The sequence below is a fragment of the Streptomyces sp. NPDC093065 genome (genome assembly GCF_044754585.1).
Classification (GTDB): domain Bacteria; phylum Actinomycetota; class Actinomycetes; order Streptomycetales; family Streptomycetaceae; genus Streptomyces.
The window spans coordinates 75,693-88,833 of the sequence record NZ_JBIVPJ010000021.1; the positions used below are offsets into that span (position 1 = coordinate 75,693).

Below are 13,141 nucleotides of genomic sequence, written 5' to 3' on the forward strand. Positions count from 1 at the left end.
CTGGTGCTGCGGGGCATCTCTCGCTGCGCCCGCAACAGGTCTCTGCTCGCCGCCGTCCGGCCGGGCCCGGGCGCCGAAGTCCGGGTCCGGCCCGCCGGTCAGTCGGCGGCGCCTGCGGGCTCGGGGACCTGTCCTGCCCCCGTGGACCCGCGGTCGTTCTTCTGGCTCCCCGCGCCGGTGCCGTCGTCTCCGCCGGGACGCCCCGTCGTCTCCCTCAGTTCCGCGATCGCGGCCTCGAAGTCCTCGAGCGAGTCGAACGCCCGGTAGACCGAGGCGAACCGCAGATAGGCGACGAGGTCGAGTTCCTGCAACGGGCCGAGGATGGCCAGCCCCACGTCGTGGGTGGTCAGCTCGGCGCTTCCGGTGGCCCGCACCGCCTCCTCGACCCGCTGGCCGAGCTGCGCGAGCGCGTCCTCGGTGACCGGCCGGCCCTGACAGGCCTTGCGCACCCCGTTGATCACCTTGGTACGGCTGAACGGTTCGGTGACCCCGGACCGCTTCACCACCATGAGTGAGCACGTCTCCACGGTCGTGAACCGACGGGAGCAGTCAGGGCACTGGCGGCGCCTGCGGATCGACGTGCCGTCGTCGGTCGTACGGCTGTCGACGACACGGCTGTCGGGGTGCCTGCAGAAGGGGCAGTGCATGGACTCCGAACCCTCCTCACAGCAGACTCAACAGCCTCGAAAGGCCCTTCAGGCCCCTCGAAGCAGCCCCCAGCATAGGCGATCGCGGCGGACTCGAAGACCCGGGGGACCACAACTTGTGGGCTGCTGATGCAATCCAACCACTAGATGTGGGGATTGGCTCATACAAACACGCCGTGCACGCGTGTCGCGCCTGTGCGTACGCGCCCGGAGCGCAAGGGCGCGGCGCGCCCACCCGTGGGGCCGCAGAGGCGCGCACACGGGCGTACACAGGCACACGCGGCCACCCGCACGGCCGTATCGCCCGGGAGCATGCGGAGATACCGTGGGCGCCGCGGGGAGGGGACGTGGGACTACCGCAACAGATGGGAGACCCACCCCGTCGAACGGGATGCCGGATGGCAGACTGGAGCGACATCCCGGAGGTTGTCACCACGGCGGTGAAGAGTACAGCAATAAGCCCTTTTGTCCGCCGGGCGCCACGGTAGCCATACACCCAGACATGCAATACGGATGAGAGATTCGCGGATTTTCACTCGAACGTGTGTTTGGCGCAACCTTTCGAAAGCTACTACCGTTGTGCAGCAGGGAGACCATCGAGAGGGGCCGACGTGACCACCACCGCCGACAGTGCCACCATCACTGCCCAGGAACGCCCCCAGGGCCGACCTGAGCCGGTGCACGCGATGAGCGACGCCACGAATCCCGAGGGGCACAAGCGCTCCCTGCCGGGGCGACCTCCCGGCATCCGGGCGGACAGCTCGGGGCTCACCGACCGGCAGCGCCGGGTGATCGAGGTCATCCGCGACTCGGTGCAGCGACGTGGGTACCCGCCGTCGATGCGGGAGATCGGCCAGGCCGTCGGCCTCTCCAGCACCTCGTCCGTGGCGCACCAGCTGATGGCGCTGGAGCGCAAGGGCTTCCTGCGCCGTGACCCGCACCGCCCGCGCGCCTACGAGGTGCGCGGCTCCGACCAGGCCGCCTCGGTGCAGCCCACGGACACCGCCGGAAAGCCGGCCGCGTCGTACGTGCCGCTCGTCGGGCGCATCGCCGCCGGTGGTCCGATCCTCGCCGAGGAGTCCGTCGAGGACGTCTTCCCGCTCCCCCGGCAGCTGGTCGGCGACGGTGAGCTGTTCGTCCTGAAGGTCGTCGGTGACTCGATGATCGAGGCCGCGATCTGTGACGGCGACTGGGTCACGGTCCGCCGCCAGCCGGTCGCCGAGAACGGTGACATCGTGGCCGCCATGCTCGACGGCGAGGCCACCGTCAAGCGCTTCAAGCGCGAGGACGGCCACGTCTGGCTCCTCCCGCACAACTCGGCCTACGAGCCGATCCCCGGTGACGACGCGACCATCCTCGGCAAGGTGGTGGCCGTACTGCGCCGCGTCTGAGCGCCACGGCGGGCGGGTACGCGCGACAGCGCCCCGCCGACCCGACCGGGCCCCGGAACCTCTGCGCCGGTTCCGGGGCCCCGCGCTGTGCGGGGTCGTGCGGCCCGGCGCACGGGCCGCCCTCTCAGTCGCCCTCCGTCTGCTCCGCGGCTTCGGCGGGGCGCGCGTCCTCGCCCGGCCCGGTGGCGCCCTCTGTCTGCTTCGCCTTCGCGTCGATCGCGGCGAGCGACTTGCGGACCTGGTTGCGGTCCGTGGTGAACCAGAAGTCGGGCAGGGACGCCTTCAGATAGCTCCCGTACCGGGCCGTCGCCAGCCGCTGGTCCAGTACGGCGACCACCCCGCGGTCGCCGGACGCCCGGACGAGCCGGCCCGCGCCCTGGGCCATCAGCAGCGCGGCGTGTGTCGCCGCCACCGCCATGAAGCCGTTGCCCCCGGCCTCCTCGACCGCCTTCTGGCGGGCGCTCATGAGCGGATCGTCCGGACGCGGGAACGGGATCTTGTCCATGACGACCAGCTGACAGCTCGGCCCTGGGACGTCGACGCCCTGCCACAGCGACAACGTCCCGAAGAGACAGGTCCGCGGGTCGGCGGCGAAGTTCTTGATCAGCTCGCCCAGGGTCTCCTCGCCCTGGAGGAGGATCGGGTACTCCGGGATCCGCGAGCGCAGCTCCTCGGCGGCCAGCTGAGCAGCGCGCATCGAGGAGAACAGTCCCAGCGTGCGACCGCCCGCCGCCTGGATCAGCTCGGTCAGCTCGTCGAGCATGTCGCCGCGGTCGCCGTCCCGCGCGGGGCGGGCCAGATGCTTGGCGACGTAGAGGATGCCCTGCTTGCGGTAGTCGAAGGGGGAGCCGACGTCGACGCCCTTCCACTGGGGCACGTCCTCGCCCTCGGTGCCCTCTGGGGCGAGGCCCAGCGAGGCCCCCACGCCGTTGAAGTCGCCGCCGAGCTTCAGGGTCGCGGAGGTCAGGACCACCGAGCGGTCGGTGAAGAGCTTCTCCCGCAGCAGCCCCGAGACGGACATCGGGGCGACCCGCAGCGAGGCGCCACTGTACCGATATGCGGCTCCGCCGCGGGGCTCGTGGCGCTCGTACCAGACGACGTCCCACTCGGAGCCGTTGGTGATCCGCTCCGCCACGTCGTGCACGGACTCCACCGAGGCAAGCGCCTGCTTGCGGACCGCGTCCTCGTCCTGCACGGACTTGTCGCGGGTGCTGCCGATGGCCGAGATGACCGTGCGGCAGGCGTCCCGCAGCGCCATCAGGGCGTAGCCCAGGTCTTCCGGGATCTCCTCCAGGCGGCCCGGCAACGCCAGCTCCATCAGCCGCTCGAAGCCCTCGGCGGCGGTCTGGAGCTGGTCGGCGGCCTTCTCGTTGACCAGCTTCGCGGCGCGGCGCACCGCACGGTTGACCTGGCCGGGGGTCAGCTCGCCGGTGGCGACCCCGGTGACCCGGGAGACCAGCTCGTGCGCCTCGTCGACGATCAGCACCTCGTGCTGCGGCAGGACGGGCGCGCCCTCGATGGCGTCGATCGCGAGCAGCGCGTGGTTGGTGACGACGACCTCGGAGAGCTTGGCGCGCTCGCGGGCCGACTCGGCGAAGCACTCGGCGCCGTAGGCGCACTTCGAGGCACCCAGGCACTCGCGGGAGGAGACCGACACCTGTGACCAGGCCCGGTCGGAGACGCCCGGCGTCAGGTCGTCGCGGTCGCCGGTCTCGGTCTCGTCGGCCCAGTCGCGCATCCGCAGCAGGTCCTGGCCCAGCCTGCTGGTGGGGGCGGCGGCCTCGAACTGGTCGAAGAGGCCCTCTTCCTCGTCCTGCGGAACGCCCTCGTTCAGCCGGTGCAGGCACAGGTAGTTCGACCTGCCCTTGAGCATCGCGAACTCCGGGCGGCGGCGCAGCTGCGGGTGGAGCGCGTCGACCGTGCGGGGCAGGTCCCGCTCGACCAGCTGGCGCTGCAGGGCCAGGGTCGCCGTGGCCACGACCACCCGCTCCCCGTGTGCCAGCGCGGGCACCAGGTACCCCAGCGACTTTCCGGTGCCGGTGCCGGCCTGGACCAGCAGATGGGAGCCGTTGTCGATGGCTTCCTCGACGGCTTCGGCCATGGCCACCTGGCCGGGACGCTCCGTGCCGCCGACGGCGGTGACGGCGGCGTGCAGGAGTTCGGGGAGTGAGGGCTTCGTCATAGCGCGACCACCCTACGGCCCGGGACTGACAAACGGGTCGGCAAGGCGGGTACGAGGGGCGGGGGTGGCTGTGGAGGCAGAGGGCGCAAAGGTGGCTCCTGGGCAGTCGGCCGGAGTGACGGGCAGGAGGGGCGGACGGCGGAGTCGGCGGGCACCGCGCGTCACCGCGCCCCCCGCGCCGCCCGTTCGCGGACCATGAGCGCGGCCCGCTTGCCGGGCAGGTCCACCTCGGCCGCCAGCCGGAACCCGGCGCCGAGGAACGCCGCGACGGACGGCCCGTTGCGGACGTCGGGTTCGGCGAGCACGCGCGTGCAGGCGGGGCGCCCCGCGAGGACGAGGTCGGCGACGGTCCTGATCAGCGCGGTTCCGATGCCCCGCCCGCGGTCGGCGCCGTCGCCGATCAGCAGGTGGACACCGGTGTCGTGCGGCCGGACCGGGCAGTACCTGGCCAGCGGGTCGAGGTCGGCCCGGTAGATCTCCCAGTAGCTCATCGGCACTCCGTCCAGCGTCCCGACGCACGGGATGCTGCGCCCGTCCCCGGCCAGCTGGGCTCCCAGATGGTCCGCGGTCACGCTCTGGGGCCCGGTCAGCTGCCAGTACGCGGCGACGGCGGGGTCGTTCATCCAGCGGGCGACGAGCGGGGCGTCCCGTTCGGCGTCGACGGGCACCAGGTGGAACACGCCGACGGGGGTGACGCTCGGTCCCCAGTCTGCGAGTCGGTCGAGGAGGTCTTCGCGCGCGCGTGCCTCGGCCGCCTGCGCGCGGTCGTTCCCCTCGCCGCGCAGGAGGGCGACGAACTCGTCCGGCAGGTGCAGGTCCAGGGTGTCGTCGGCGCTCGCGTCGGTGGAGTTCACAGTGTCGTCCTTCAAGAGGGCGGCCCGCTCAGGCGCGCAGGGGGTTGGCGATGGTGACGTAGACGGACTGGGTGTCCACCGGTCCGACGAGTTCGTCGAGTCCGTGCAGCCGGGTCAGCAGGTTCGCCTTGCAGCGCAGGGCCGGCGAGTCGAGGAGGTACGCGGGGAGCGGACCGCCGAGTGGGGCGGGGCCCGAGAGCAGCTCGGCGAGGAAGCGGCGGAAGGCCGCCAGCAGCGTTCCTTCGTCGGCGAGCTCCTGGGAGCCGAAGGCCCCGACGAGACCGAAGACGTTGTTGACGGCGAGGTAGTAGGCGAAGCGCTCGTCGGTGACGTCGTCGGCCACGAACGTGTCGCTGTGTTCACCGATCCCGGGCAGCCTGGCTTCGAGTTCCGCCCGCCTGGACTCGCGGAAGTAGTACCCCTGGTTGTCGCGGTAGCGGCCGCCCGAGGGCCAGCCGTCCGCGTCCAGCAGGACGAGCGTGTTCTGCTGGTGCGCCTCCAGGGCGATCCCCGCGCGGGCGTCCAGCCACAGGACGGGACGTACGACGTGGTGGAGGTAGCGCAGGAACCACTCGACGGCGACGGCTCCGCGCGGTCGGCCGGTCCGTCGGGCGAGCCGGGCGACGATCTCGGCCAGCCGGGAGCGTACGGCGGTCCCGGACCCGCCGGCCCCGGCGGGCCGCGCCACCGCCCGGGTGTGCGGTCGCGGCGCGACGAGGGCGGCCACGCAGGAGACGTCGTCCGAGGGCCGGAAGGGGTTGTGGCGGACGACCACGTCGAGCCCTCGCACGGGTGTGCCGTCCGGTTGGTCGACGGCCAGCCAGGCCGGGTCGCGGACGATGTCGAAGCCCGGGTGGGCCGCCTGCCACCGGCGGGCCAGGCCGCGGCGCAGCAGGCGGTGGACCTCGACGCCGCGGTGGAGTTCCTTGCGGAGGTTCTCCCGTCGGGAGTTGGTGATGTGCAGGGCCAGCGAGAGCTTGAGCATGGCGGGGGCACCCGTGCGGTGGACGGTGCGCACGGAGGACGTGGGGTGCCACTCCGGGCCCTGCGCGCCGAGGTCCCTGACCAGGCCGGTGTCCAGCAGTGCGGTCATCTCCGGCCGGTGCAGCAGCGCGCGGAACTGCCAGGGGTGCAGGGGCAGGAGGGCGTGCCCGTCCGGTGGCGCCGGCCCGTCCGCCGCGAGGCGCTCGGTGAGCTCGGTCGCCTGGACCGGGCGGCCGCGCTCGGTCCAGGCCGAGTCGGTGGCGAGTACGCAGGGGGCGACGGCCAGCCAGTGCAGCGGGAAGGAACCGCGCAGCTCCGGTGAGTACCGGTGGGCCTCCGCCTCGGTGAGGCCCTCACGGCTCTTCGGGGTGGGGTGCAGCGGGTGTCCGAGGAGGAGCGCCTGTTCGGCGGCGAGGAAGAGGTCGGGTCCGCCGTGGTCTCCCGGGCCTTCCATGGGGCGTTCCGCCCGGTCCCGGAGGAACACGGCGGTGCGGCGGACGGAGTCGGCGACGCGCGCGACGAGATCGGGACCGTCGGGCCCCGGTGCGCCGTCCGTCTCCCGTACGAGCAGCGCGGCGAGTGTGACCGCGTCCACGGGCGGCGCCGAGGCGGGCGCACCGGCCAGCCGCGGGGGGCCGAAGCGGTGCCGTCCGGTCGGGGACCAGTAGCGGACGGGAACGGCAAGGGCCGTACCGCAGGCCGGGAGCGGCACCCGGAGGAAGCCGTCGTCGGGGTCGGGCGCGTCGGCCTCGCGGGCCCAGCAGCGGATCAGGTTCTCCGTGGCCGCGGCCTGGGCGGCGGCGTAGGGGTCGAGGTGGTCGAGCGGGTCGGCCGCCGGGGGCGCGACGGACGGGGCCAGCAGGGGCGGGGGCGCGGGCGGCGAAAGGAGCAGGGCGTCGGAGACGGTGCCCGCCCCCGGGGCCGGACCGCGCCCGGCGCCCGGAGCGGCGGCAGGCTCCGCGGTGGCCGGACCCACCGGATCGATCGGTGCTCCGGAGGCGGAGACGGCCGCGGGGGCCGGTTCGGGTACGGAGTCGGGGTGCAACGCGGGTCCTCCTGGCGTGCTGTGTCCGGGCGGTGCAACTCATCGCGGCGTGCGCTCACAGCGCAACGTGGCGGCACCGTGCGCGCGGTGGCGGTCCACCGCCCGGACCGCGTCGAAGAGCCGGTCCAGGACCGCCGACATCTGCTCCTCGCTGACGATGAGCGGGGGCAGCAGCCGTACGACGTTCGCGCACGGCCCCGCGACGTCCACGATCAGCCCGCGGCGCAGACACTCCCGGCGGACGGCGGCGGCGAGGTCGGCAGGCGTGCCGGGTATGCCGGCTGTGCCAGTGCCAGTGCCAGTGCCAGTGCCGGGGCGGGGGCCGGGGTGCACGCCGTCGCTGGGGACGTCGGTCGTTCCGTCCGGTGCGACCAGTTCGATGCCCGCCATCAGGCCCCGCCCCCGTACGTCGCCGACGCACTCGAACTCCCCGGGCAGGGCGCGCAGTCGGGTCAGCATCCATTCGCCCAGTGCGGCGGCGTGTTCGGCGAGGCGGTGTTCGCGGACGTGGGCGAGTGTGGCGGCGCCCGCGGCCAGGGCGAGTTGGTTGCCGCGGAAGGCACCGGCCGCGCGTGCGGCGGCCGGGCGGCCCACCGTGTCCTTCCCTGCCGGTCCGCCCGAGTCGCCCAGGTCGCCCAGGTCGTCGCGGTGGACCACCGCGGCCAGCGGCAGACTGCCGCCGACCGCCCTGGCGAGGACCAGCACGTCGGGTGTGACCCCGCTGTGCTCGAACGCCCAGTAGGCACCGGTCCGGCCGACGCCCGTCTCGGTCTCGTCGACGACGAGCGGGACGCCCCGCCCGTCCGTGCGGGAGCGCAGGCGCCGTACCAGGGCGTCCGCCGCCGGGAACACCCCGGCCTCGCTCCGGACCGGCTCCAGGAGGAGCGCGGCGGGCGGTTCCCGCCCCGTCTCGTCGTCGTCGAGAAGCGGCTCGGGCGCGTCGGCGACGGCGATCACCCGGGCCCGCCCCGTGGCGGCGCGGACCAGCGAGACGGCGGTGGCGACCGGATCGGTCCCGGTCGGGCCGCAGAACCTCACGCGCGCGTGGTCGGCGAGCCCGGGCGGCAGGGTGCGCAGCAGCTCGGTGACGAAGGCGTCCTCGACCGGAGTGGTGAGGTCCATGACGTGCAAGGGGGCGCCCGAGTCGAGCACCGCGCGGATCGCCTTCAGGACGACGGGGTGGTTGTGGCCGAGGGCCAGGGTTCCCGCACCGGAGACGCAGTCCAGGTAACGGCGGCCGTCGGCGCCCTCGATGGTGAGCCCCCGGGCCCGCACCGGCACGACCGGGAGTGCGCGCGCGTAGGTGCGCGCGGCCGGTTCACGCGCCGGCTGGCGCCTCGAAGCGCCCCCCTGCACGGCACCCTCCCGCAGGGCGCCCTCCCGCACGACTCCCTCGTGCGCGGCGCCTTCCCGGGCCGCACCCGCCCGCGTGGACGCCACGCCCGCGGGCTCCCCCGGCACGACCGGCCGCACGTTCCCGCCTCCGGCCGCCCGGCTCCCGACAAGGGATCCCGCCACGTCCTGTCGACCTCCCGCTGTCCGGACGCGGCGGCGTGCCGGGCGCTCCCGGCCTGGGGGACCGCGTCCGGACAGCAGGCCCCCCACCGCTACCAACCGCGGACCGCTCAGGGGGTTACGGCCTGCCCGAAGATCGTTGCCGGGACGGGGACTTCACGGTCCGCTCCGTCCGCGCGGCCCGGTCCTCCGCACCGGCGGGCGCCGCGTGCCAGGTCAGGCGGCTGTGTCCGAACCGTTGCCGTTCCGTCGGAAGTCCCCCACAGCCGGCTAATAGTGTGTGGTGCCGTTCCCGGTCACCGTCGCTCGGCGGTCCGGCCGCGGCACCACGTTCGTTCACAGCAGGGGGAGTCAACACCATGCGATCCATACGGCCGTCGTTCACCACACGCGGACGCAGACGCGGGCGGCGCGGAGCCTCCTCCACGGCCGCCGCCGTGGCGCTCGTCTCGGCGCTCGCGCTCACCGCCACGGCGTGCGAGGACGGCGACCCCGAGGCGGGCGGCGACGCCTCCGCGTCCGCTGCCGCCGACGACGGCAACGGCAGCGGCGGCATCCGGATCCCGGACCACATCAAGGACAAGCTCAAGGAACACGGGATCGACGTCGACGACTGGAAGAACGGCGCCTGGAAGGACTGGAACAAGGACGACTGGCTGCGCGAGGCGCAGGACTTCGTCAACCCGATCATCGAAGGCCTGTGGGACCCGGACCGGATGCGGGACGCCGAGGAGCCGGATCAGGAGGTCGACGAGAACGACATCTCCGGCGACCAGGGCGTCACCGACCCGGAGCCCGCACCCGTCGAGGCGGAGGCCGTACCGGCCAAGTACCACGACAACGCCGCCACGGCCGGCAAGCTCCTCTTCGACTCCCCCAAGGGCTCGATGGTGTGCTCCGCGACGGTCGTGAAGGACCCGGCCCACCCCGGCAAGTCCAACATGGTCTGGACGGCCGGTCACTGCGTGCACGCCGGCAAGAACGGCGGCTGGTACCGCAACATCGCCTTCGTCCCGTCGTACAACGACGCGGACATGTCGGTCGACGAGCTGCAGAACGCCACCAAGGAGGAGGTCGCTCCCTACGGCGTCTGGTGGGGCGACTGGGCGCAGACCTCGGACCAGTGGATCGAGCAGGGTGGTGCGACCGGCGGTGAAGGTGCCTCGTACGACTTCGCGGTGATCCACGTGACGCCGGAGAAGGGCAGCGGCGGCAAGTCGCTGGAGGAGACGGTCGGCTCCGCGCTGCCGGTGGACTTCGACGCGCCCGCCGTGCCGGACATCGAGAGCATGAAGGCGATCGGCTACCCGGCCGCGCCGCCGTACGACGGTCAGAAGCTGTACCAGTGCCAGGACAAGCCCGGACGGCTGTCGATCAACGCGTCCGACCCGACGATGTACCGCATCGGCTGCACCATGACCGGCGGTTCGTCCGGCGGCGGCTGGGTCGCGACCGGCTCCGACGGCAAGCCCGCGCTGGTCTCCAACACCTCGATCGGCCCGGTGACGGCCGGCTGGCTGGCCGGTCCGCGCCTGGGCAAGGAGGCCAAGGGCGTGTTCGACGCGGTGAGCGGCAAGTTCACCGGCCAGTGATCGCGCGCCGCCCGCGCCGATGAGCGGGCGGCCGGTGGGGTGTGCCGGGCCGAGGCCGGCACACCCACCGCGCGGTTTCGAGACTTTCATGTGTTCACGGACGTTCAGACGTTTCAACGGGGGTCGTAGCACCATGCGTTCCACATCCGTGTCCGCCGCGCCACGGCGCGGGCGGCGTACCGCACTCACCGCCGCCGGCCTGGTCGCCGCGCTCACGCTCACCGCCACCGCCTGCGGCGGGTCGGAGCAGGACGGGGCCGATGCCAGGCCCGGCGGCGGCACGTCCCAGGCCGCCGACGCCGGCGACACCGGTGGCGGCGAGGGCGGTCTGCCGGCCGGCCTCGCGGACCGGCTCAAGGAGCACGGCATCGACGTCGGCCAGTGGAAGGACGGCGGCTGGAAGAACTGGGACGAGGACAAGTGGCTCAGTGAGGCCAAGGACTTCGTCAATCCGGTGATCGAGGGCCTGTGGAAGCCGGACCGGATGAAGTCCGCGAAGGAGGCCGACAAGACCGTCACCACCAAGGACGCCTCCGCGGACCAGGGCGCCACCGACCCGGAGCCGGCGCCCGTGGAGGCCGTGGCCGAGAAGAAGCCGTACCACGAGAACGCCGCTCCGGTGGGCAAGGTCTTCTTCGACTCCCCCGAGGGCTCGATGGTCTGCTCCGGCACGGTCGTCAAGGACGTGAACCACCCCGGCAAGTCGAACCTGGTGTGGACGGCGGGCCACTGCGTGCACGCCGGCGGCAGCGGCGGCTGGTACCGCAACATCGCCTTCGTCCCGTCGTACAACGACTACGGCAAGTCCGAGGCGGAGCTGGCGAACGCGACGACCACCGAGATGGCGCCGTACGGCACCTGGTGGGCCGACTGGGCCTCGACCTCGGACCAGTGGATCCGGGGCGGCTCGGAGAGCGGCGGCGACGGGGCCGCGTACGACTACTCGGTACTGCACGTGAAGCCCGAGCAGGGCGGCAAGTCGCTGGAGGAGACGGTCGGCGCCGCGCTGGAGGTGGACTTCTCCGCCCCGTCGGCGACCGAGGTGTCCAGCATGGGCGCCTGGGGCTACCCGGCGGCGGCGCCGTACAACGGCCTGGAGATGTTCAAGTGCGTCGACCGGCCCGGCCGGCTGTCGCTGAGCCCGTCGCTGCCGGCGATGTACCGCATCGGCTGCACCATGACCGGCGGTTCGTCCGGTGGCGGCTGGTTCCGGGTGGTGGACGGCGAGACCAAGCTGGTCTCGAACACGTCGATCGGCCCGCTGGAGAACACCTGGCTGGCCGGTCCGCAGCTGGGCCGGTCGGCCGAGGCGATGTACCAGAACATGAGCAAGACGTACGGCGGGCAGTGAGCACCACCCGACGACCGAGGGCCCGCCCCCTGCCGTGGCAGGGGGCGGGCCCTCGGTCGTTGTCCGCCGGACGGACGCGGGTGTCTCAGGCGAGCGGCGCCGGAACGTACGGCGTGAGCTCCGCCGCCAGTTCCTCGTGCACCCGCGCCTTGAGCAGGGTGCCCTCCGGGGTGTGCTCCTCGGAGATCACCTCGCCCTCGTCGTGGGCTCGGGCGACCAGCTTGCCGTGGGTGTACGGCACGAGCGCCTCGATCTCGACCGAGGGACGCGGCAGCTCGTCGTCGATGAGCGCGAGCAGCTCGTCGATGTTCCGACCGGTGCGCGCCGAGACCGCGATGGACCGCTTCTCGACCCGCAGCAGCCGCTGGAGGACCAGCGGGTCGGCCATGTCGGCCTTGTTGATCACGACGATCTCGGGCACGTCGGTGGCGCCGACGTCCCTGATCACCTCGCGCACGGCGGCCAGCTGCTCCTCCGGGACGGGGTGCGAACCGTCGACCACGTGCAGGATCAGGTCGGAGTCGCCGACCTCCTCCATCGTGGAGCGGAACGCCTCGACCAGGTGGTGCGGCAGGTGCCTCACGAAGCCGACGGTGTCCGCCAGGGTGTAGAGGCGGCCGCTCGGCGTCTCCGCGCGGCGCACGGTCGGGTCGAGGGTGGCGAACAGCGCGTTCTCCACCAGCACGCCCGCGCCCGTGAGGCGGTTGAGCAGCGAGGACTTGCCGGCGTTGGTGTAGCCGGCGATGGCGACGGAGGGCACCTTGTGACGCTTGCGCTCCTGGCGCTTGATCTCGCGGCCGGTCTTCATCTCCGCGATCTCACGGCGCATCTTCGCCATCTTCTCGCGGATCCGGCGCCGGTCCGTCTCGATCTTGGTCTCACCGGGACCGCGGGTGGCGAGGCCGCCGCCCTTGCCGCCGCCCATCTGCCGGGACAGCGACTGACCCCAGCCCCGCAGCCTCGGCAGCATGTACTGCATCTGCGCGAGCGCGACCTGTGCCTTGCCCTCTCGGGACTTGGCGTGCTGGGCGAAGATGTCCAGGATCAGGGCCGTGCGGTCGATGACCTTGACCTTGACGACGTCCTCGAGGTGGATCAGCTGGCCGGGGCTCAGCTCACCGTCGCAGATGACGGTGTCCGCGCCCGTGTCGAGGACGACGTCCCGCAGCTCCTCGGCCTTGCCGGAGCCGATGTAGGTGGCGGCGTCGGGCTTGTCGCGGCGCTGGACGACGCCGTCGAGCACGAGCGCGCCCGCCGTCTCCGCGAGGGCGGCCAGTTCGGCCAGCGAGTTCTCCGCGTCCTGCACGGTGCCCGAGGTCCACACGCCGACGAGGACGACCCGCTCCAGGCGGAGCTGGCGGTACTCGACCTCGGTGACGTCCTCGAGCTCGGTGGACAGGCCCGCCACCCGTCGCAGGGCCGCGCGGTCGGAGCGGTCGAACTGCTCGCCGTCCCAGTGCGAGTCGGTGTCGTGGTTCCAGGCGACGTCCTCTTCCATCAGGGCATCGGCCCGGAGGCCCTCGGGATAGGTCTGCGCGAGACGCTTGGTGTCCTGGGAGGGGGAAGAAGAGGGGGTCATT

9 protein-coding genes are annotated in these 13,141 nt (G+C 72.8%); 3 read left to right on the forward strand and 6 right to left on the reverse strand.

Features of this window, described 5'->3' with window-relative positions; translation table 11 throughout:
• Window positions 1-98: 98 nt before the first annotated feature.
• A complete protein-coding gene (gene nrdR, locus ACIQFU_RS30130; protein ID WP_402555668.1) occupies window positions 99-647 on the reverse strand; it encodes a transcriptional regulator NrdR in 549 nt (182 codons plus the stop codon).
• A 611-nt stretch (window positions 648-1,258) separates the two neighbouring features.
• On the opposite strand from nrdR, the gene lexA reads away from it, so the two are divergent.
• Window positions 1,259-2,038: a transcriptional repressor LexA gene (gene lexA / locus ACIQFU_RS30135; protein WP_402555670.1), complete on the forward strand. Its 780-nt coding sequence runs from the start codon at window positions 1,259-1,261 to the stop codon at window positions 2,036-2,038.
• Window positions 2,039-2,162: 124 nt separating this feature from the next.
• Here lexA and ACIQFU_RS30140 read toward each other — a convergent pair whose 3' ends face one another.
• The 4 genes from ACIQFU_RS30140 to ACIQFU_RS30155 form a co-directional block, all read right to left on the reverse strand.
• Entirely contained in the window at window positions 2,163-4,220 is a 2,058-nt protein-coding gene (locus tag ACIQFU_RS30140; RefSeq protein ID WP_402555671.1) for an ATP-dependent DNA helicase, read from the reverse strand.
• Window positions 4,221-4,381: 161 nt separating this feature from the next.
• Window positions 4,382-5,074, reverse strand: coding sequence for a GNAT family N-acetyltransferase (locus ACIQFU_RS30145; protein ID WP_402555672.1), 693 nt, complete (start codon window positions 5,072-5,074; stop codon window positions 4,382-4,384).
• Window positions 5,075-5,102: 28 nt separating this feature from the next.
• Window positions 5,103-7,103, reverse strand: a complete 2,001-nt coding sequence (locus ACIQFU_RS30150; protein WP_402555674.1) for an IucA/IucC family protein — start codon at window positions 7,101-7,103, stop codon at window positions 5,103-5,105.
• Window positions 7,104-7,142: 39 nt separating this feature from the next.
• Window positions 7,143-8,543 (reverse strand): aminotransferase class III-fold pyridoxal phosphate-dependent enzyme, encoded by a 1,401-nt coding sequence (locus ACIQFU_RS30155; RefSeq protein ID WP_402555676.1) that lies wholly within the window; start codon window positions 8,541-8,543, stop codon window positions 7,143-7,145.
• Between the two features lie 434 nt (window positions 8,544-8,977).
• Between ACIQFU_RS30155 and ACIQFU_RS30160 the strand changes: the two genes are divergently transcribed.
• The gene (locus tag ACIQFU_RS30160; protein WP_402555678.1) at window positions 8,978-10,210 is read left to right on the forward strand and encodes a trypsin-like serine peptidase; all 1,233 of its coding nucleotides are present in this window, start codon (window positions 8,978-8,980) and stop codon (window positions 10,208-10,210) included.
• A gap of 133 nt (window positions 10,211-10,343) precedes the next feature.
• Window positions 10,344-11,561, forward strand: a complete 1,218-nt coding sequence (locus tag ACIQFU_RS30165; protein ID WP_402555679.1) for a trypsin-like serine peptidase — start codon at window positions 10,344-10,346, stop codon at window positions 11,559-11,561.
• Between the two features lie 85 nt (window positions 11,562-11,646).
• Here the strand turns inward: ACIQFU_RS30165 and hflX are convergent, their stop codons facing one another.
• Complete coding sequence (gene hflX / locus ACIQFU_RS30170) at window positions 11,647-13,140, reverse strand: GTPase HflX (RefSeq protein WP_402555680.1); 1,494 nt, start codon at window positions 13,138-13,140, stop codon at window positions 11,647-11,649.
• Window position 13,141 lies beyond the last annotated feature (1 nt).